This is a genomic window from Marivirga tractuosa (genome assembly GCF_042140215.1).
Lineage (GTDB): Bacteria > Bacteroidota > Bacteroidia > Cytophagales > Cyclobacteriaceae > Marivirga > Marivirga tractuosa_A.
The window spans coordinates 807,218-827,063 of the sequence record NZ_CP159478.1; the positions used below are offsets into that span (position 1 = coordinate 807,218).

At 41.4% G+C, this 19,846-nt stretch carries 19 protein-coding genes; 2 read left to right on the top strand and 17 right to left on the bottom strand.

The genetic code is table 11. From position 1 onward, the window contains the following. Positions 1–15: 15 nt before the first annotated feature. The 13 genes from ABWH96_RS03590 to ABWH96_RS03650 form a co-directional block, all read right to left on the bottom strand. Positions 16–438 carry a Fur family transcriptional regulator gene (locus ABWH96_RS03590; RefSeq protein ID WP_375580156.1) on the bottom strand — a complete coding sequence of 141 codons (423 nt, stop codon included), beginning with the start codon at positions 436–438 and terminating at the stop codon, positions 16–18. Continuing rightward, positions 435–983, bottom strand: coding sequence for a hypothetical protein (locus tag ABWH96_RS03595; RefSeq protein ID WP_375580157.1), 549 nt, complete (start codon positions 981–983; stop codon positions 435–437). Before ABWH96_RS03595 ends, ABWH96_RS03590 begins: the two co-directional genes overlap by 4 nt. Before the next feature lie 2 nt (positions 984–985). Then, entirely contained in the window at positions 986–1,753 is a 768-nt protein-coding gene (locus ABWH96_RS03600; RefSeq protein WP_375580158.1) for a helix-turn-helix domain-containing protein, read from the bottom strand. Between the two features lie 64 nt (positions 1,754–1,817). After that, positions 1,818–2,036 carry an SHOCT domain-containing protein gene (locus ABWH96_RS03605; protein WP_375580159.1) on the bottom strand — a complete coding sequence of 73 codons (219 nt, stop codon included), beginning with the start codon at positions 2,034–2,036 and terminating at the stop codon, positions 1,818–1,820. 29 nt (positions 2,037–2,065) lie between these two features. After that, the gene (locus tag ABWH96_RS03610; protein ID WP_375580160.1) at positions 2,066–2,944 is read right to left on the bottom strand and encodes an SPFH domain-containing protein; all 879 of its coding nucleotides are present in this window, start codon (positions 2,942–2,944) and stop codon (positions 2,066–2,068) included. Between the two features lie 12 nt (positions 2,945–2,956). Continuing rightward, on the bottom strand, positions 2,957–3,331 hold the full coding sequence (locus tag ABWH96_RS03615; protein WP_375580161.1) for a zinc-ribbon domain-containing protein: 375 nt from the start codon (positions 3,329–3,331) through the stop codon (positions 2,957–2,959). Positions 3,332–3,337: 6 nt separating this feature from the next. Next, positions 3,338–3,679, bottom strand: coding sequence for a P-II family nitrogen regulator (locus tag ABWH96_RS03620; RefSeq protein ID WP_375580162.1), 342 nt, complete (start codon positions 3,677–3,679; stop codon positions 3,338–3,340). Positions 3,680–3,689: 10 nt separating this feature from the next. After that, entirely contained in the window at positions 3,690–4,886 is a 1,197-nt protein-coding gene (locus ABWH96_RS03625) for a M20/M25/M40 family metallo-hydrolase (protein WP_375580163.1), read from the bottom strand. Positions 4,887–4,981: 95 nt separating this feature from the next. Beyond that, positions 4,982–6,217 (bottom strand): efflux RND transporter periplasmic adaptor subunit, encoded by a 1,236-nt coding sequence (locus tag ABWH96_RS03630; protein ID WP_375580164.1) that lies wholly within the window; start codon positions 6,215–6,217, stop codon positions 4,982–4,984. A gap of 46 nt (positions 6,218–6,263) precedes the next feature. After that, on the bottom strand, positions 6,264–10,676 hold the full coding sequence (locus ABWH96_RS03635) for a CusA/CzcA family heavy metal efflux RND transporter (RefSeq protein WP_375580165.1): 4,413 nt from the start codon (positions 10,674–10,676) through the stop codon (positions 6,264–6,266). A gap of 329 nt (positions 10,677–11,005) precedes the next feature. Next, a complete protein-coding gene (locus tag ABWH96_RS03640; RefSeq protein WP_375581504.1) occupies positions 11,006–11,290 on the bottom strand; it encodes a DUF6660 family protein in 285 nt (94 codons plus the stop codon). 152 nt (positions 11,291–11,442) lie between these two features. Continuing rightward, positions 11,443–12,660, bottom strand: coding sequence for a hypothetical protein (locus ABWH96_RS03645; RefSeq protein ID WP_375580166.1), 1,218 nt, complete (start codon positions 12,658–12,660; stop codon positions 11,443–11,445). Beyond that, positions 12,635–12,820, bottom strand: a complete 186-nt coding sequence (locus tag ABWH96_RS03650) for a ubiquinol-cytochrome c reductase iron-sulfur subunit (protein WP_375580167.1) — start codon at positions 12,818–12,820, stop codon at positions 12,635–12,637. Before ABWH96_RS03650 ends, ABWH96_RS03645 begins: the two co-directional genes overlap by 26 nt. A 376-nt stretch (positions 12,821–13,196) precedes the next feature. On the opposite strand from ABWH96_RS03650, the gene ABWH96_RS03655 reads away from it, so the two are divergent. Further along, positions 13,197–14,267, top strand: coding sequence for an IS110 family transposase (locus tag ABWH96_RS03655; RefSeq protein ID WP_375580168.1), 1,071 nt, complete (start codon positions 13,197–13,199; stop codon positions 14,265–14,267). A gap of 171 nt (positions 14,268–14,438) precedes the next feature. Here the strand turns inward: ABWH96_RS03655 and ABWH96_RS03660 are convergent, their stop codons facing one another. Further along, positions 14,439–15,641, bottom strand: coding sequence for a di-heme oxidoredictase family protein (locus ABWH96_RS03660; RefSeq protein ID WP_375580169.1), 1,203 nt, complete (start codon positions 15,639–15,641; stop codon positions 14,439–14,441). Positions 15,642–15,712: 71 nt separating this feature from the next. On the opposite strand from ABWH96_RS03660, the gene ABWH96_RS03665 reads away from it, so the two are divergent. Continuing rightward, positions 15,713–16,369 carry a metal-dependent transcriptional regulator gene (locus tag ABWH96_RS03665; protein ID WP_340152652.1) on the top strand — a complete coding sequence of 219 codons (657 nt, stop codon included), beginning with the start codon at positions 15,713–15,715 and terminating at the stop codon, positions 16,367–16,369. 131 nt (positions 16,370–16,500) lie between these two features. Here ABWH96_RS03665 and ABWH96_RS03670 read toward each other — a convergent pair whose 3' ends face one another. The 3 genes from ABWH96_RS03670 to ABWH96_RS03680 all read right to left on the bottom strand — a co-directional run bounded on the left by ABWH96_RS03670 (position 16,501) and on the right by ABWH96_RS03680 (position 19,730). Further along, positions 16,501–16,713, bottom strand: a complete 213-nt coding sequence (locus tag ABWH96_RS03670; protein WP_340152651.1) for a heavy-metal-associated domain-containing protein — start codon at positions 16,711–16,713, stop codon at positions 16,501–16,503. 33 nt (positions 16,714–16,746) lie between these two features. Continuing rightward, positions 16,747–19,011: a heavy metal translocating P-type ATPase gene (locus tag ABWH96_RS03675; RefSeq protein WP_375580170.1), complete on the bottom strand. Its 2,265-nt coding sequence runs from the start codon at positions 19,009–19,011 to the stop codon at positions 16,747–16,749. A 146-nt stretch (positions 19,012–19,157) separates the two neighbouring features. Next, positions 19,158–19,730 (bottom strand): helix-turn-helix domain-containing protein, encoded by a 573-nt coding sequence (locus tag ABWH96_RS03680; RefSeq protein ID WP_375580171.1) that lies wholly within the window; start codon positions 19,728–19,730, stop codon positions 19,158–19,160. Positions 19,731–19,846 lie beyond the last annotated feature (116 nt).

A 19,846-nucleotide genomic window follows, 5' to 3' on the forward strand; every position in this document is an offset into this window, starting at 1 on the left:
TAGGAATTGCATTTTTCAATTCGCACAATCAGCACAATTTCCTTTTACCATTAGGTTTACTTCCCTCTTGTTAAATTTTTCAGGTAGCTCAAAGCCGGGTATCCTGAACTTTGGAAGACAGTAGGTCTTTCCACATTTGTCACAATGAAAATGAATATGGGCATCATCATGCTTACCTACATCACAGGCATCTGAACAAAGTGCATATTTAGGCACGCCTGTTCCATCATCAATACTGTGTACCAGTCCATTATCTTCAAATGCTTTTAGCGTTCTGTAGATGGTAGTTCGATCCGATTTCACAAAGTCCCTGTATAGATCAGTAAGACTTACTGCTATCTCGTGGCCCAACAAGTACTCTAGCACAAGCAGCCGCATGGCTGTAGGTTTTATTTTGTGTTGCAATAGGTTTTCTTCTAGTTCTTTTATAACGCTCATAACTTATTTTTTCTAAGTATTACTTGTGTAAAATGAATCTTTAGTGTTTTACCTATTTCCGGCAAAATTGATTTCAGGCCGACTTCGTTTGTGTCAACATCTCCGGTAGCGCTTAGCATACAGGCTATGGCTTCACCTCCGTTAAAGTGTTTCAAGTTGCCAGAAAGAATAATCTGAAATGTTCTTTCACCTGCCGTTACTTTTAAAGGCCAGTTAAACGAAATCGGAGCATGTGGCTTACTTATAAAATCATCTACAGGGATAAAACCTGAAAAAGAGACCGTCATTTCCTCATCTTCTGCTTTGCTAATTTCCTCATTTAAATAATCAATACCGGTATCTATGGTTTTTAGATCTAGCTTTCCTGAAATCTCTTTGGTATTGTAATCCAAAAAAAGAAACAGCTTATGGCTTTCTGCAATTACTTGTTCATCTATTATTTCGGCCACCATCACGATATGCCCCTCGGTAGTCCGGTAAAGGGATTGCCCAACAGCCACCCATGTTTGCGCAAAAAATAGCAGTGTAATAAATATAATTTTCATGGTTAACGGCTATTTAAGTTTTCTTCGATATAATTTAGCGCTTCGGGTATATCAAGCTCACGAGTGCCATTTCCTGTGCGAATGTAAAAATGAGACCGGTCATCTTTATGCATATATACTGGAGTACCTGCAACTTTAATTTCAAGATGACAAACATCAAGCCTTTCTATTTGGTAAAAAGACACATGGACCAGAGCGCAATAATTTGTCCCTAATTTGGTGGAGACCAGTTGCATTATATACTGCTCAAAACCATCTCTTCCCGGTTTTTTTAAACAACGGTAGTCCTCGATCAGACCCAGTGGTTCACCATCATCATCAATACCTATGAATAGGTGTCCACCTTGGGTATTCATAAATCCGGCAATTGTTTTGGCTACTACCTCTTCCAAAGCTTTATTCGGCTTAAACTGCCTCAAGTCCCATCTTAAGGTAGATTTAAACTCTACCTGTTGGTTTTCTCCTGCCGCAATCAACTCCTTGATCTCCTCCAACCTATCCCTTCTTGTGGTAAGCTGAAATATTTTTTGCCTGACCATAAACATCAGTGCCAGGGCAATGCCCAGTAAGCCGAATAGCAATTTGATGATGGCCTGATCTAAATCCCATGAACTAACTTCCTGCTGATATGAAGCAAGCAGGTATTTCCACCAGTTGCCATTATCTCCCTGCATGTCATACATGTGGAGTGAAATAGCCAGGGGCTGTATCACAAATAGTCCAAAGGCTAATCCAATAAGTATATAAGCAAATACTTTCCGTTTTTTCATTTTATAATATCCTTTTATAAACCACAGGTGTCACCTCGCTTGGGATACACCTGTGGCTCTATAACTACTTCTTCCTATCCTGAAGGACTTTCTTCTTTTGCTCAAACTCCTCATCGGAAATCTCACCCCGGGCGTATCGCTCTCTCAGGGCTTCCATGGCCTTATCCTTCCGCCTGTTTTGTCCTGGAGTAGGGTAAGGGATTAAGAAAATCCAGAATAGGAGGATAAGCCAAAGGATCCACCAGATCCAGTGCATTCCTCCGAAATACCAATCGTGTATCATAACTGTAGGTTTTAGGGTTAAACATTTATTTAATTGTCATTTACAATTACCGGTGATTTACCATCGGTTACAATTACTTTGGTGTTCTTAGAGCCGACCAGATCTCTGGTGATTTCCAAGCTCTTGTATTTGATGAGCCGATCATTCAAGGTGGCGTTGATGATGGCCTGCTGCTTTTTTATTGCATCGGCCTCTATCAATAACCTTTCAGCCTCTTTCTTCTGCTTCTCAATGTTGAAATTGATTTGCATACGCTCTGTAATGATGGCCATCTCCTTTTCTTTCTTTTGTTTCTCCAGCTCAAAATCCAACTGGTTCCTTTTTATTTCATTCTCGATTTTTGTCTTCTTGGCTGTCTCGTCTGCATTGAGCTGAGCTTCGATGGTTTCCACCACTGCCTGTGGCAAATCGACTTCTTTAAGCATTACCAGATCCATGGCAAAACCATATTCACCGATTACCTTATTCATTTTTTCTTTAATGGTATTTTCAATCGTATTTCGTTCGGTAATCAACTGAGTGGCTTTATAATCAAGTCCCGTTTGCCGAAGGATTGTGATCAAATTATCCTCAATGACCGTTTCCTGATAACCGGCACCAAAATCCTGATAAATGCGAATGACCGAATCGGGAACAATATGGTATAATATGGTTACTTCAGAGCTTACCTCAATCCCTTCTTTTGTATGGAAATTGAGTTCCCGGGAGTAGTTGACAATCCGCGTATCAAAACGTTCTATTTTCCTACCGATAAATCCCATAAAATGATGAGGACCCGGCTTCATTACCGTTGGTTTCACCTTGCCAAAATGCACATCTACACCCACCTCTCCGGGTCTTACAATAGCACATCCCTGAAACAGCATAAATGCGATGATCAAGGGAACTAAGACTTTTATAGCTTTCATAATAATATCATTTTAATTTTTCAAATTATCTCTACATTTTGGACACCAGCTCCCCTGCATCACACTATCAGCGGTAGCCTGGAAACGATGACCGTTTTTACATTGCCACCTTAGGGGTGTTTTGGAGTTTATGTATTCCTTAGAAAGACACTTACCTCCCTTTGCATGAGCCATGGACTGCATTTTCTCAATCCCGTGGGGAACGTTGTTAGCACATAAAGGGCACCAGCTTTTCCGTATTTTCACACTAAATGGGGTGGCCTGCCACCGGTGGCCTTTTGCACATTGCCACCACAACCTGGACTTGCTGTTGATATATAAATCCGAAAGGCAAAGCCCGCTCCGTTCCCTGGCTAATTGCTGCATTTTTTCAATTGGTGACTCCATAATTTTTCACTTCATATCAAATCTTTTGATAGACTTTCCGGTCTTTATTCTGTAGGCATCATCTATTTCCGATACGTAAATAATGCCATCGCCCGGATCAGGCGTTTTGGCTTTTCCGCATATCAATTGCACGGCTTTTTCCATTTCTTCATTTTGGCACACAAGCTCCAGCTTTACTATCGGGCTATCGGTAAAATGAAAATCCAGGGAAGGAGAAGCTTCAGGATCTTTATGAGCTCCCGTACCTTCTCCCTTGGATAGCGTTACACTTTCAAATCCTGCATCTCGCAGAGACTCTACTACTACCTGTACTCTTTTTGGTTTTATATAAGCTTTTATTTCTTTCATAATTTTTTATTTATAATTTAATCCAAGTCTTAGTTTCTAATGGATGTCCTTTTATGGAACTGATACGCAAAATGTAAGTTCCTGTAGGATAACTAGAAACATTAATATTAATATTTTCATTGGACGAACTCATTTGAATGAATTGTCCCATTTCATTATATACCTTTACCTCATACTCATTTAAACCTTGAGTTACTTTCTCGATTGTTAAATAATGGCCAACCGGATTAGGATAGACTTTAAACATTTCTTTGGCAAGGGTTTGTTCTTTTGCACTTAATACTAGATTACGATCTAATGCACACTCAGCCAAAGTAGCTATTGCTAGCTTAGTGCATTTTTCATAAAATTGAAGATTAAACTGCCCCAGCGAATCTGCGGGAGAGTGATAAAAGGGGTTAAAGTCACTACTATACTCTTCATTAATTCCGATAGCGGTAAATCCATTACTCCAAAAAGGCGCATGATCGGTTGCTCCTGTTCCAGGATTTACAAAGTGCAGATTCAAGCCGACAGAATAGAGTGAATTTACTTCTGATGCTTTTTCAGCTAGTTGAATAGAACCTGCAATCGGTCTTGTATGGAGGTCGGCCACAAAATCCCCATTTCCATCCCACCCCAGCATATCTAAATTTATGTAGCCAATAATTGAATCACCATTAGCAGCAGCCAAAGATGTGTAAGCCTTACTACCGATTAACCCCTGTTCTTCTTCATCCCAAAAAGCGAAGACGATAGTGAAGGGAAAATCGAATCTTGAAAATATTCTAGCCGCTTCTATTACAGCCGCAGTTCCACTTGCATTATCATCAGCACCAGGTGCAATATTTATGGCTGGACGATTATCATAATGAGCACCAATTATTAGTTTTCTATCCGAAAAAACTGTTCCCGTTTTAATTCCAAATAAATTTTTACCATTTGTACTGAACTGCTGTGAGTCTATTTCATGACCATAAGAAAACAATTTTTGTTTGATAAATTGAAATGCTTTTTCATTGCCATCTTGATCGATATGTCGAGAATATATAGTATCTTGCACACCATTTATAAAAACTTTTTCCTCTCCTGACAACTGTTTAACGAAAAAAGTCAAAGAATCTAATTCGACCTTTTCCACTATACTTTGAACAGTAGAGTTTTGTGTCCATCCAGTTAGCGTAATAAGATTTAACGCTATAAGTAGAAATATAAATTTCAATTTCATATACATTTAAAATGGTTTAATAAGTCATGCTTTAAACATTATTAAAGCTCATGGCAGTGATAAATTAAAACATCAACTGCCATGAACCAATTTACTTAATGACTATGCGATGTTTGGCTTTTCTTCATTTCAGAAATCAGGTAATAGGCATTGTTCCAGGCTACCTGAGTGCCGTTAGGTAGTGGTTCTAATAATTTAATCTCTACCCATCCATCTTCTGTCATGCCTGTTCGCACTTCCACTGCTTTAAATGCCCATTCGGTTTTGCCATCTTCTTCATGAGCTTCCGCCATAAAAATATAAGGCTTGCCTTCTTCTTCTATAATGGCACTTTCAGGTAAGGCTTTTACCTGATTATTTCCGGTACGTATTTTACCATTGATATACATGCCCGGGATCAGAAAATCTTCCTTTTGATCTATCTCTGCGTGCACATGTACCGCTTTCGGATTTTGCTCAAACTGTTTGCCTACCGAATAAATTTTGGCTGTTAGCGTATTTCCCGGAACAGATTCCACAGTAAAAGACAACTTTTGTCCTTTCTTCACTCTGTGAACATCCTTTTCAAATACCATCAGATCGGCATGGATGTGGTCGGTATTGACGATCATAAACATCTCGGTCTGAGGATCTACATATTGGCCAACCTGAACCTCTACTTTTTCAATGTATCCATCTACAGGGCTTACCACAGGTACGTACTGGTAAATATCACCATCCTGTACTTTTTTCACATTCAGACTGAGCTGCTTCAATTGGGCTTCATAGCCTTTCACCTCACCTTTCATGGCCTGGTAGTTAGCCAATATTTCCTGATAAGCCTTCCCTGAACCTACTTCCTCTTCGTATAACCTTTTCTGCCGTTGGTTTTCTTTTTCCAAAAACTGTAGTTGGCTGTAAGCCCGTATATAGTCAGTCTGTAACCGGGTCAGGTTGGGATGAGAAATATAGGTCAATACCTGCCCTTTGCTAACCTGATCACCTTCAATCACTTTGATGGAAGTAACATTGGCCCCCAGTATGGCTGTTACTGTTGCTTCATGCTGAGGTGGCACTTCTAACTGACCGTTGGCCTCAACCACTCCGGAGAGTGCCCGGGTGGGCAGAGTATCTACCTTAATACCCAAACTTGCAAATTTCATATCAGAAAGATGGAGCTCGGCCATTCCTTCTTCACTATGACCTTCTTCTTTACCTTCGTGCCCAGCCTCGCCCTCACTGTGTTCTTCGTGAGAAACTTCATCTGAGTTATCAGCCGACTTACTGCCGCAGCCCGTAATTATCGATACCATCAGTACCAGTGCTAGTATATATATGATTTGTTTTTTCATTGTGTTTATATCTTTATCTGATAATCTATTCAGTTTTATTAAATGCTTAATTTGATGTTTTTAAGTAGTATTCCAGTTGGAAACGGCTATCCAGGTAATTGCCAAAGGCATTCCAGGAGTCCACTTCTATGCGAATGGCATCCCTGATGTTTTGCAGGAAGGTCACATAGTCAATGGCCCCTTCCCGATAGGCCAAAATAGCTCCGGCTCGTTGTTCCTGCGCCAGGGGTAGTGCTTCATCCCTGTAGTAGTTCCATGAATAAAGCCATTTCAGGTACTGTTCTTTCATTCCCTGATAGGCCGCATTCAATTCCAACTGGTTTTGTCGCAGGTTTTGTCCTGCAATATCCCGCTGTATTTTGGCCGATTGTGTCCTGCCAAGTTCAGGTCCGAAAAACAAAGGGATCCGAATACCGATTTGGTACTGATAAAATCCTGATTGCCCATCAACTTGTTGTCGTCCGTATTGGCCTTGCAACTGTGGAAAAAACTGCGAACGCCTTTCTTTTATGGTCGCATCCGCTACATCTACCCGTTGTTTTGAAACATTTAACATAGGATGATTCATCAGGGAATCGGCCACATAATTGAGCGGTTCATCCAACTGAGAAGTTGGAACATCCGGTACGGTAAAGAGGGTATCATTGGCAAACCAAAGGTTGAGCCGCTGCATGGCACTGAGGTAATCCCGATAAGCCTGCTCTTTTTGTATCTGTACCTGATTGGCCTGATTGGAGGTAGCCAGGTATTCCAGTTTAGAAGTAGCTTCAGTTTCCAAACGAATTCGTGCGGCTCTTTCAATATCGGTAAAAATCGAATCCAACTGCTCATACACCTGGTAGTTGTTTTTGGTGGCATACACCATCGCCCAGGCCTGGCTCACTTCCCTTTCCAGTTCTATCACGGAAAGGTCAAGGGCAGATTCGGCCAGTGCCACTCGTTCTTTTTGCAATTTCAAACGGGATGCTATACCAAAAACATCAATATTTTGCTGCTGAATACCAAACTGGGTGTAAACTCCATCCGATCCATTTCCTAACTCTTCTTTTCCAGTAAATACCTGGGTATTCCCTAAGTCCCAAGCTGTTTTCTTTAAGGCCTGTTGGCTTTCAATTTCCAAACGTGCCGATTGAATTTTAGGATAATTTTCTACTGCGCGCTTTCTTGCTTGTTCTAATGTAATCGTTGAAAGGCTGTCTTTCTCCTGGCCCTGCTGCTGTGCATTCCCCACAGCCGGTACACCAAACAGTCCACCACAAACGATCAGGGCAATGATCACATTGGCATTCGGTGCTTTCAGGCTTTTTCTTCTGTCACTTCTTCCTTCTACAAAAGTGTAAAGCACCGGCAGCACTACCAGGGTAAGCAATGTTGCGGTAAGCATACCACCAATCACTACGGTAGCCAATGGTCGCTGCACTTCCGCTCCGGCAGATGCCGAAAAGGCCATAGGAAGAAATCCGAAAATGTCTGTAGTTGCAGTCAACATAATAGGTCTGATTCGTTCTTTAGTTCCTGTTAGAATTCTTTCGCGAATGCTGGTTACGCCTTCTTCTTTCAATGAATTAAAGCGATTGATCAAGACCAGCCCGTTCAATACAGCCACCCCGAAAAGCACAATAAAGCCCACACCAGCTGATATGCTAAAGGGCATGTCTCGCATCCAAAGCGCAATTACGCCCCCAATAGCTGCCAGGGGAATCGCCATGTAGATCATAATAGACTGAGAGAATGACTGCAGGGCAAAATAAAGCAACACAAAAATTAGAAAGAGGGCTATTGGCACTACAATCATTAATCGTCCCTTAGCCCTTTGCAGGTTTTCAAATTCTCCACCATAAGTAATATAGTATCCTGGTGGTAAATCCAATTCCGCATCCAGTTTTTCCTGTATATCCGTTACAACAGACTCTACATCACGGCCCCTGGTGTTGACACCCACGTAGGTCCTGCGGAAAGTATTGTCGCGGGAAATCTGCATGGGTCCTGGTACATAGTTGATATCCGCTACTTCTTTGATGGGCACTTGTGTACCGTCCGGCAGGTCAATGTACAAGGTGCGCAAATCTTCTATGCTTCTCCGGTGATTTTCATCAAACCGGATCACCATATCGAACCGTTTTTCCCCTTCAAAAATGACACCTGCAACACCTCCGGCAAAAGCTGCACTCACATATTCATTCAGCTTTTCAATATCCAACCCATATTGTGCAATTTTCTTTCTATTGTAGCGCACAGTCATCTGTGGCAACCCCGAAGTACGCTCCGGATTGACATCTCCCACACCAGGAATGGTTTGGATGATCTCTGCCATTTGTTCTGCTTTTTGTGCAAGCAAATCCAGGTCTTCACCATAGAGTTTCACGGCCACATCTTCTCTTACACCGGTCAACAGCTCATTGAACCGTAACTCTACCGGTTGGCTGAAAACAAGGTTGACACCAGTCAGTTTTTCATCCAGTATTTCCTTTATCTCTGCAATGAGCTCTTCTTTAGTTTCTACTGTTGTCCATTTATCCATATCCTTTTCAAGAATAATGAACATATCGGCTATGTCCATCGGCATAGGGTCGGTAGGAATATCAGCTACACCTATTCGGGCCACAGCTGTTTTGATCTCAGGGAAATTGTCAAGTAAAATATTTTCAATCTTGGTAGATACATCAATTGCTTCACTCAATCCGCTTCCCGGCCGAATCAATGCCTGCATAGCTAAATCCCCTTCATCCAACTGCGGGACAAATTCTCCTCCCATACGTGAAAAAATGAACCCTGACAGTCCGAGTAATACGATCGCCACAATGATGACAATGGTTTTGAACCTTAAAGCACCTTTAAGTAATGGTACATAAGCCCATTGAATGCCATCTATAATTTTGTCACTTACCTTTTCCAGCCAGCGTTCAAACTTCCCAAACCAGTTTTTCTTGTTTTGGATAGGTTTCATGAATAATGCCGACATCATCGGAACATAAGTCAGACATAAGAAAATGGCACCAATCATGGCAAAGCCAAAGGTGTAGGCCATGGGCTGGAACATCTTGCCTTCAACCCCAGTGAGGAAAAGAATTGGGGCAAATACAATAAGAATTATAATCTGTCCGAAAAATGCAGAGCCCATCATTGTACTGCCGGCATCATAAGCCACCTCATCCATCACACCCTGATTGAACTTAATTTTCCCTGATCGGATCCGTTTCTGTATTTCATAGACCGTTCCTTCTATGATGATCACCGCACCATCTATAATAATTCCAAAGTCTATAGCACCAAGGCTCATCAGGTTGGCCCATACATTGAATTGCTTCATGAGTATGAAGGCAAATAATAGGGAAAGTGGAATAGTGGTAGCAGTAATAATACCCCCACGAACACTTCCCAACAATATTACCAGGGCGAATATCACAATGAGGGCTCCTTCCAAAAGATTTGTTTTTACGGTGCTGGTAGTTCTTTCAATCAGGGAACTACGATCAAGAAATGGTTTTATTTCCAAGCCTTCCGGTAAAGACTTCTGCACTTTTTTCATGCGCTCCTGCACATTCTGGATCACAGAATTAGGGTTTGATCCTTTGAGCATCAGCACCATACCACCAACAGCTTCCTGCCCATCCTGGGTGAATGCTCCATAACGAACCTGACTTCCGAAATGTACTTTCTCTGCTACATCACCAATCGTGACAGGAATGTTGTTTTCATTCCGTACTACTATTTCCCGGATGTCGTCAAGCGAACGCACAAGACCTTCTCCACGGATGAAATTGGCCATGTTGTTCTTCTCTATATATGCACCTCCTGTATTTACATTATTGCGCTGAAGGGCTTCAAAAACTTCTGAGATGGATACATTCAGTGCGTTAAGTTTTTCAGGATTGATAGCGATTTCATATTGCTTTATTTTACCCCCGAAGGCATTGACATCCACCACACCATCTACCAGTGTCATCTGGCGTTTTACAATCCAATCCTGGATTGTTCTAAGCTCAGTAGGAGAGTATTTGTCTTCATAACCAGGCTTAGGCTTGATAGTATATTGGTATATTTCACCCAGTCCGGTGGTTATAGGCCCCATAGATGGACTACCAAATTTCTCGGGGATTTTATCCCTAACCTCATTAAGCTTTTCCTGTACCAATTGCCGGGGTTTGTATATCCCCATTTCGTCTTCAAATACGATGGTAACTACAGATAACCCAAAACGGGATACGGAACGAATTTCTGTAACGCCCGGCAGATTCCCCATGGCTAATTCCACAGGGTAGGTGACGAACTGTTCTATATCTTCTGTGGCAAGGTTTTGAGACACAGTCATTACCTGTACCTGGTTATTTGTTATATCAGGTACTGAACCCAGATTGATTGTGGACATGGAGTAGATCCCCACCCCGATGAGCGCCAATGTAAGCAGGCCCACAATGAATTTATTCTTTATTGAAAAAGAAATGATTTTATTGATCATACGACTTTAAATTATTTGACATGGACAGAGAAGTAGTGGTGCAAACGAGCTGCGAGCCCCGCTAGGAGGATCAAGCAAGTCAACACAATAAAAAACGACTTTAGAATCTTTTTAGCAGTGATTTTCTTTCTTCTCTTTTTCCTTTTTTTTGATTTGTTTTTATTCAATTTTTTCAAGCTGTACAAATAGAATTGAACATGAATAAAGGGGTGCCTTTTTTCAAAAGGCAGGTGAAGAGGCGTTTAGCAAATTATCAGGATGATTAAAGACCTTTCATCTTAAAAAAGACTTTATCGGTCAGACATACTGATCCTGCTAAACCCGGAAAATCATGACATTGGAGGCTTGAGAAAACCAGAGATTTCAATGCTGCTGAAATCCTGAATATAAGAAGTGTAAACCACAGGTAGTTTCACGAGCTGCGTGAAATCAAGCCCTGCTGGAGTTAAAAAATGTACATGGCAACAATGGCATACGCATAGAGGAGAACAACCGTCCCACCCCTGATTTTGGTCATGGTCATGATTATTATCAGCAGTATTAACTACCGAGATGTTTTCTGAAGTATCCCGCTGCGGTACAGTATCCGCACAGGCTACCCCCGCCAGGGCCATGAAGTAGAAGCTCAATATGTAGCATGTAATTTTCACTGACACAAATATACGGATTAATTCAATGCAAGGTTATTGCAAAGTTGTATCTTCATATTAACGCATGTTTTCTTAGGATTGTTAGTACTTAAATAGTTAATACGTTAGCAGACCAACTAAAAATAGCTGGATATGCCTATTTGGAATCCTGCTGTTTTGGCTGCCGGGTTGCCCAACAAATCTGTCTCCCATATATACCGGTAGTTGACGCGGATCACGGTTTGAGATGAAGACCTGAAGCTAATGGCTGGTACAATTGCCTGTACGTCATCATGAATGTTTCCTCCTGTCTCTTCAAATGATCCTACGTTATAATCCACATGTTCAAGCCTTAGGGCCAGATTAATTCTGGCATTTTCCCAACCGAACATTTCACGCTTTAAAACGGTATAAACAAAATCTATAAACCCGCCTTGTTGTTGGCTTCCAAACTGCTGAGAGTAAGTAGTAGGAACGTCCACAAATGCCCATACCCATTCCCCTGTAATAGCCAGGTTTTTTATTGTGGAAGTGTTAAAATCAATTGCCAATACATCCAGCCTCCTTTTTTGATCCAGCACAAGTCCGTCTTCTTCGTATTTGTTATACACATCGCCCATCCAGGACAACCCTATTTCACCGATTTTCCGGTGGCGAATAGCCGTCTTTAGCGTGATAAGTGGAACGGCATTGAAGTTTTCCTCAAAACGATCTACATTTTCTTTGGCAGCCGGCAGCCAGGTTCGGCCTTCACTATTCGCCACTATCTGATCATTAAAACCATTGGTCACATAAGCTTCGTAGGCCCATACCCATTGCTTTTGATAGGTCTTTCCGTGCAATCCAAAGCCTACATTACTGAAAGTAGCCGGGATAATAGTAGTGGCAGAGATTGGCCTGTCTACAAACTCCCACCTCGGGCCATCGTGGTTTTGATTAAATGCCCCAATCGGGTTCATGATAATTCCTCCCCTGAAATTGAGTAATGGATGAAATTCAAAATCCAGCGCAGCAAACTCAATGTTGATCTCTTTGGTACCTTCTTCAAATTCTATTTCTGAGAGAAATTTAATCCGCTCAGTGATGGTGGAAGATATAAACAGGGTCATTCTCGGAATTTTAAAAGAGACACCCTCAGTAATGCCATCTGACACAAAGTATTCTCCCTGTGCTTCAATATAGCCCCCAATTGCTACCGGAAAACTTCCTGCCTGCAGAAAAGGCCGGTTATAAACTGCATCCATATTCAGTTGCAACTGAGAGCTGTCTGTCTGTTGGGCAAATGTTGCATGATTTAAACAAATCAATACCAGCAGATAGCCACTAATTTTATAAATAGATGAAGATGTTTTCATAATCTGTGTTTACTTTAAAGGTTTTAAGATTCGTTTCTGCCGGGCCTTGTACTACATTCCCGTTGGCATCAAATTCGCTCCCATGGCATGGGCATACCAGATAGTGTGGTTGTGCATTTACTTCACAGCCCTGGTGGGTGCATTCCATCCAGAGTGCCATGTAATCATCTGCTGAGAGCCTGTATAATGCAATAGGAAAAGCCAGTGACAACTCTCGCACCAGCACGACTTCTCTTGCTTTTCCACCCCATCAATAAATTCCTGTTTTGACACTGTGAGCCTGTTGTCTCGTATGTTTACAATCCTTAATAATAATAAGTATTTTTAATAAAGCAATTAGGCGAAGTGAGAGCAGTATTTGTGAACAAACAAGCTAAGAGCTATGTTCTCGCAAAGATATTCCTCACTTTGTTTTTACTCTTTTTAAATTCCGAACCAGAATCAAAAGAATTTCATCAATTGAAATATCTTGTATTAACACGAGACAGGAGCCAGAAGAGTATCTTATTGCTATTGTGGAACTAAACTTTAAAGCCATGAAAGTACTTAGACAATGCTGTGGAATCGATGTTTCAATGGATGCTCTGGATGTTGTTTTGATGACCCTCCAAGAGGATTTTGAATTAAAAATTGTATCAAGTGGTCATTTTGCCAATACCAAAAAGGATATTAAGAAATTGATGAATTGGGTTAAAAGACATCAACTTAATGATCTTCCTCTTCAAGTAGTCATGGAAGCAACAGGTGTTTATCATGAGCAATTGGCTTACGCACTTTACGATAATGGTTTTGAACTTGCTGTTGTTCTGCCTAATAAAGTAGCTAATTATTGCCGTAGCACTGATGTGAGGCGCATAGATGATAAAATTAGCGCCAGGCACATCGCTGAATTTGGTTTATTAAAAAAGATTGACAACTGGACAAAACCGCATGCCTCTTTATTAAAACTAAAAGGACTAAGCAGAGAACGAGAGCAATTACTCAATGAAAGAACCAGGGCCAAAAACCAACAACACGCCAAAGAACACATGGCAGAAGTCGATAAATTTACTTTAAAAAGAGCAAAGCAACACATTAAGTTCTTGGATAAGCTGATTGGCCAAGTAGAAACTCAGATGAAAGAAATTGTCGATCAAACTCCATGGTTAAAAAAGAAAATCGAATACATAAGCTCCCTAAAAGGGGTTGGCTTTATTACAGCAGCCATTGTAATAGCAGAAACAAACGGCTTTAACCTTATCCGAAACAGCCGTCAATTGGTATGTTATGCCGGTTATGACATCAACAACAAACAATCTGGAACATCGGTTAACACCAAAGCTAGAATTTCCCACAAAGGAAATAAACATATTAGAAAAGCACTCTACTTCCCAGCATTAACGGCAGTCCAACATGATGAGCCATTAAGTAATTTTTATAACCGTCTGTTCGACAGACAAAAGATTAAAATGAAAAGCTATGTGGCCGTGCAAAGAAAATTGCTGATACTGATCTATACACTATGGAAAAAAGAAGAAAGATATAATCCAGAATATTTCAAGGATAAATTTTTATTAGAGCAGCCCCGAGAGGCCACCCTAACCGAGCTGGATCAAGTCCGCTCTTGATTTGTTTTCTTAATAGTAAATTTAATGAAAAATGATTTGGTTTTCAACACAGAATCTCTGGCTATTGTATTTACCCGATGCACTGAGGTGCACCCAGAAAGTAACATCGGGACTCCGGCAATCGCTAAACACGAACTCCCTGCCAGTTTCAAAAATGTTTTCCTGTCCATCTTAAAGTGACTTTAGGAATGTCAAAAGCTTTTGTTTGTCAATATCACTCAACTGCTCAAAGCTACCCCGGCTATCATTTGCCTCTCCACCATGCATTAAAATGGCTTCTTCAATGCTTTTGGCTCGGCCATCATGCATGAGAAAAAACTCGCCTCCTTGCGAATCAGGTGACAGGCCCAAGCCCCAGAGCGGAGGAGTTCGCCATTCATACGTTTCTGCTGACCCTTCAGTGGCCCCATCGTCCAGTTCTGGCCCCATGTCATGGAGCAATAAATCCGTATAAGGATGAAAAGTCTTATTACTGAGAGCCGGAATGTCAGATTCAGGTGTTGTCCAGGAGGGAATATGACATAAGCCACAGTTGATATCAGTAAAGATTTGTTGCCCCTGGATGACATCAGAAATCTCCGGATCCCTTTGGATAGGTGCTTTGAGCGTTCTCAAGTAAAATACCACATCCCGAATGGTCTGATCACTAACTTCAGGATCGACCGATAGGTCTGTGGCCACATCTAAGGACTCAAAGGTAGAAGTGACACCCATATCCTGATTATAAGCGGTAGCGGTCTGCTGCAACAAATCAATAGCTGCGGCTTTCTTTCCAAAACGACCGATGAATTGCCCGTTGACTGCCTGGTGAAACCATTTTGGTTGGAAGTAATCGGGTGGATCAATATAATTGGGAATCCCTGATATTCCATCTCCATCCACATCATCCGGGTCGGCATTCTTCAGGATTTGTTCATCAGTAAGTGCTGCTAATAAACCAAGCCCGGTAACTGCAGGAGGGGTGAATTTCATAAAAGGTGTCCCCAAAGGTAGTTTTTCTGGCTCAAAACCTGGTATAGCCCGGTTTTGAAGCTGGGGAGCACCCGCAGTAAAATCCGTGCTTTGGCCGGGAGAAGTCTGGCCAAACCTTGTAAGAGTTGTAAAAGGATGGCCTTTACCATCACCTGGATGACAACTTCCACAAGAAGTAGCTACGAACATAGGGTCTAATCCGCTTTCGGGCGTGAATATTTCATCATTGAATGCCACATCTCCTGCCAAAAACCGGTTTTGCTCTGAAAAAGAGAGTCCTTCCATGGGTCCGTCAAGTAGCTCATTTTCGGCCGGTGCTTCCGGAAAAACCTCATCACAGCCGTAAGCGATGGCGGCCATGAAACAAATAACCGGCAAAACCTTAATTTTTATATTAATCATATTTTTAAATATTGATTAGGCAAACTTATTAATTTGTTTTGTCAAAGTAAAATTTTAGATTAATCTAAATTATGAAAAATGAATCATCTACAGTTGAGAATTATATCAAGGCCATCTATTCTTTATGTGACAAGAATGGCAAAACGACTGTGAGTGCTGTAGCCGAAAGAGTGCAAAACAACCCTTCATCAGTATCAGACATGATTAGGCGACTACATGAAAAAGGGTTATTAGAGAATAAGAGCAAGCTGATTTTGAGTAAGGAGGGCAATCTGCTGGCTTGTCAACTGATAAGAAAACACCGACTCTGGGAAACTTTTCTTGTGAGAGTACTCAATTTTAAATGGGATGAAGTACATGATATTGCTGAGCAGTTGGAGCATGTACATTCGCCACTACTCACAGAAAGACTGGAAGTCTTTCTTGAATACCCAAAATTTGATCCGCATGGTGATCCAATACCTGACAAAAAAGGCAACTTACCTGATTTGAATGCGATACCCCTTACTGAAGCCGAGGTTGATCAACTTTATATATTTCGGAGTGTTGCAACAGATAAAAGCGATTTTTTAAACCATTTAAATAAGAAAGGGCTTCAACTTGGCCAAAAATGGAAAGTAACTGAAAAAGAGGAGTTTGACGGCTCCGTCAAACTCCTAATTGACGAAAACAAGGAGGTGTATTTCAGTGAAACAGTAGCCCAAAACCTCTATGTGAGCGCTATATAGTGATCTTGGTTATCTCTACCGCAAACTGTTGCCAATCACGCTTACCGAGCTCAGGCTCATGGCTGCTGCTGCCAGCATTGGACTTAAAGCAATCCAAAAAATGCTAACAAGGCTTTTGCATCTGCCTGTAATTAATTGGTAGCCTCAGCCTTAAAACCCGCTTTCTGTACCGTTTTCTTTACTTCTTCTTCAGTCAGATCAGAAGTTTCTACAGTAAGTATGCGGTCATCACTTTCAAGGTTGACATCCCATTTTTTTATGTTCTTTTCCTCGTTCAAGAAGGGAGTCACTTTTGAAAGGCATCCGCCACAATTGATATTGGTTTTGAATTTTAAAGTGTTCATTATTTAGTCTATTTAAAGTTTATAATTTGATTCTTAAATTTTTGCTGCTTTCAACCGCAGACTATTGGCTACTACCGATACCGAACTGAAGGCCATCGCCATGCCCGCAATCATCGGATCAAGTAAAAAGCCGTTTACCGGGTATAAAAGCCCGGCTGCTATCGGGATACCGATAATGTTGTAAATGAATGCCCAAAAGAGGTTCTGACGAATACCCAATACGGTTTTCTTAGATAGCTTAAGTGCTTTGGGTATGGACTGAAGGTCTGAAGTTATCAACGTCATCTTCGCCACATCCATTGCTATGTCAGAACCTTTGCCCATCGCAATACTCACATCGGCTTGTGCCAGAGCGTGTGAGTCGTTGATGCCATCTCCAACCATCGCCACAATTTTTCCTTTGACTTGTAGCCCTTTTACAAAATCTGCTTTGTCGGAAGGCAATACTTCTGCTTTAAACTCCTTAAGGCCTACCTGTTCGGCAACTGCATGGGCTGTTTGCTGATTATCACCGGTGAGCATGTACACGTTAATGTTTCTTTCCTGAAGGGTTTCAATAGCTTTTTTAGATGTTTCCTTAATCTTATCGGCAATTGCCAGCACAGCTAAAGCCTGATCTTGATTGGCAAAAAAGATGACTGTTTTAGCTTCCTCCCGAAGTGTTTTGGCTTTTTTGTCAAGTTGATTACTCACACTGATATTATGTTCGGCAAGCAATCTTTGGTTACCGATATAGAAGCTCGTGCCATTTTTATACTTTGCTTCAACCCCCCGCCCCGTAATGCTGTTAAACTGTGAAATGGTTGCAGATTTAATGCCTTCCTCTTTTAGCTTTTGAACCACCGCTTCTGCCAAAGGATGTTCCGATTGCGACTCCATGGCCAGTACCATGGGCTTGAGCTTTTCGGATTGCCCCTCATCTTCCCAAAAGATATCCGTAACGACCGGCTTCCCTTCGGTGATGGTGCCCGTTTTGTCTAAAACAACAGCATTTACCTGATATCCTAATTCCAGGCTTTCAGCGTCTTTGATCAGAATATTGTTTTCAGCGCCCTTTCCGACACCAACCATAATAGCCGTTGGGGTAGCTAGCCCCAAAGCACAGGGGCAGGCGATCACCAATACAGCTACCGAGGTAAGCAATGCATGCGTGAAGGCATCATCTCCACCTACCAACATCCAGGTAATAAAAGTCACGATGGAAATAACCATTACTATCGGCACGAATATTCCGGCTATCTTATCCACCAGCTTTTGAACCGGGGCTTTACTCCCCTGGGCTTCTTGCACCATTTTGATTATTTGGGCAAGTAAGGTCTCCCCGGCTACTTTCTCAGCCGTAAAGCGAAAGCTACCTTTCTGGTTGACCGTCCCTGCAAACACTTTTTCACCTTTGCTTTTCTCCACCGGTATGGGTTCTCCTGTAATCATGCTTTCATCCACAAAAGAATTTCCCTCGGCCACTTCACCATCTACAGGTATCTTCTCCCCCGGACGAACCAAAATGGTATAACCCACCTCAACCGAGGCAATGGGCATTTCCACTTCCTCTCCATCCACAATCACTCTCAATGTTTTCGGCTGTAAACCCATTAGTTTTTTGATGGCAGAAGAGGTATTGGATTTCGCTTTTTCCTCCAATACTTTTCCCAGTGAGATGAAAGTGATGATTACGGTAGCCGCTTCATAATACACATGTGGATGTATGCCCCTATTGTGCCAAAACTCAGGAAATAAGGTATTGAACAAGCTGAAAATGAATGCAATCCCCGTACTCAGGGCCACCAACGTATCCATGTTGGCCTTCCCGTGCCTGGCTTGTTTATAGGCATTAATGAAAAAACTTCTGCCAAACCAGAATAAAACCGGAATGGTAAATGCCAGAGAAATCCATCTGCCCGGCACCCAGTCCATGTAGAACATGCCCAGAATGAATACCGGTAGCGTTAAGATAGCAGACCAAATGGTTCGTCTTTTTACTTCCTGATAATGCTTTTCCTGAAGCTCCTGCTGCGCTTCTGATGGGTTTTCAGCGTCAACAATCAAATCATAACCAACTGACTGTAGCGCCTTACGCAAATCCTCTGAGGTGAGTGAATCGTTATATTCTACTAATACCGAACTATTAGCGAAATTGACACTTGCCTTGGCCACACCTTCAGTATGGGTAAGGATGGACTCCACGCTGGAGGCACATGAGGCGCAAGTCATCCCCGTTACAGGAAAGGATTTTTTTAGTGTCTTGTCCATCTTTTGAGATGGTCTTCTTTTTGGTTCAATAATATCTATGGCTTCCATATATCATTTTTAATCTATATGTTCTGAGATGAACAATACAAAATTCGGAAGTGCAGAAGGAATAAGTACTATAGGATTTGCTGAAGGTTTTACAAAATTGTCAGTATGCCGAGCACACGGGATTTCAATATTGAATAATTATATGTTTATATGTTATCCAATGTGTTTCTTTTTCTATCAATAGTACTTTTAAACTGAGAAGGTGTCATACCAGTGACTTTTTTAAATTGACTACTTAAATGTGCCGAACTGCTGTATCCTAACTGAAAGGCTATTTGGCTCAGTGTAAGTTCATCATAGATCAGCAATTCTTTGATGCGCTCAATTTTCTGGCGGATGATATATTGCTCAAGGGTAATGCTTTCTACGGATGAAAAAAGCATGCCGAGATATTTATAGTCATAGTTGAGTTGATCAGCCATGTATTCCGCCCACTTTATATCTAAAACATCCTGAGAATGATGGATCTTTTGAATAATCAAATTTTTCATCTGCTCTATCAGTCTGCTTTTGCGATTATCTATAAGCGAAAAACCTACTGTCTCCAGCGCTTCATTTAACCTGCTTTTTTCTTCATCATCTAATCCTTCTTTGAGTTCAATCTCACCCAATTCCACATTTTGAAAGGGTATCTCCAATTCGTCCATGAGTTGCTTAACCGCTGTTATACAGCGCGGGCAAACCATATTTTTCACGTGTAATTTTCTGCTCTCTATCATCTCAATATTGTAATGGCACTTGATTAAATAAACACTATTTTAAGCGATATGATTTATAAAATCCGGTGTTTGATGTATGAAATTATGAGACTACATTTAAATGCAGCCAATCTCAA

What these genes read in the sequence shown, in the direction of transcription:
- ABWH96_RS03590 (WP_375580156.1), bottom strand. Translation starts at nt 438, where the DNA reads ATGAGCGTTATAAAAGAACTAGAAGAAAACCTATTGCAACACAAAATA.
- ABWH96_RS03595 (WP_375580157.1), bottom strand. Translation starts at nt 983, where the DNA reads ATGAAAATTATATTTATTACACTGCTATTTTTTGCGCAAACATGGGTG.
- ABWH96_RS03600 (WP_375580158.1), bottom strand. Translation starts at nt 1,753, where the DNA reads ATGAAAAAACGGAAAGTATTTGCTTATATACTTATTGGATTAGCCTTT.
- ABWH96_RS03605 (WP_375580159.1), bottom strand. Translation starts at nt 2,036, where the DNA reads ATGATACACGATTGGTATTTCGGAGGAATGCACTGGATCTGGTGGATC.
- ABWH96_RS03610 (WP_375580160.1), bottom strand. Translation starts at nt 2,944, where the DNA reads ATGAAAGCTATAAAAGTCTTAGTTCCCTTGATCATCGCATTTATGCTG.
- ABWH96_RS03615 (WP_375580161.1), bottom strand. Translation starts at nt 3,331, where the DNA reads ATGGAGTCACCAATTGAAAAAATGCAGCAATTAGCCAGGGAACGGAGC.
- ABWH96_RS03620 (WP_375580162.1), bottom strand. Translation starts at nt 3,679, where the DNA reads ATGAAAGAAATAAAAGCTTATATAAAACCAAAAAGAGTACAGGTAGTA.
- ABWH96_RS03625 (WP_375580163.1), bottom strand. Translation starts at nt 4,886, where the DNA reads ATGAAATTGAAATTTATATTTCTACTTATAGCGTTAAATCTTATTACG.
- ABWH96_RS03630 (WP_375580164.1), bottom strand. Translation starts at nt 6,217, where the DNA reads ATGAAAAAACAAATCATATATATACTAGCACTGGTACTGATGGTATCG.
- ABWH96_RS03635 (WP_375580165.1), bottom strand. Translation starts at nt 10,676, where the DNA reads ATGATCAATAAAATCATTTCTTTTTCAATAAAGAATAAATTCATTGTG.
- ABWH96_RS03640 (WP_375581504.1), bottom strand. Translation starts at nt 11,290, where the DNA reads ATGGCCCTGGCGGGGGTAGCCTGTGCGGATACTGTACCGCAGCGGGAT.
- ABWH96_RS03645 (WP_375580166.1), bottom strand. Translation starts at nt 12,660, where the DNA reads ATGAAAACATCTTCATCTATTTATAAAATTAGTGGCTATCTGCTGGTA.
- ABWH96_RS03650 (WP_375580167.1), bottom strand. Translation starts at nt 12,820, where the DNA reads ATGGCACTCTGGATGGAATGCACCCACCAGGGCTGTGAAGTAAATGCA.
- ABWH96_RS03655 (WP_375580168.1), top strand. Translation starts at nt 13,197, where the DNA reads ATGAAAGTACTTAGACAATGCTGTGGAATCGATGTTTCAATGGATGCT.
- ABWH96_RS03660 (WP_375580169.1), bottom strand. Translation starts at nt 15,641, where the DNA reads ATGATTAATATAAAAATTAAGGTTTTGCCGGTTATTTGTTTCATGGCC.
- ABWH96_RS03665 (WP_340152652.1), top strand. Translation starts at nt 15,713, where the DNA reads ATGAAAAATGAATCATCTACAGTTGAGAATTATATCAAGGCCATCTAT.
- ABWH96_RS03670 (WP_340152651.1), bottom strand. Translation starts at nt 16,713, where the DNA reads ATGAACACTTTAAAATTCAAAACCAATATCAATTGTGGCGGATGCCTT.
- ABWH96_RS03675 (WP_375580170.1), bottom strand. Translation starts at nt 19,011, where the DNA reads ATGGAAGCCATAGATATTATTGAACCAAAAAGAAGACCATCTCAAAAG.
- ABWH96_RS03680 (WP_375580171.1), bottom strand. Translation starts at nt 19,730, where the DNA reads ATGATAGAGAGCAGAAAATTACACGTGAAAAATATGGTTTGCCCGCGC.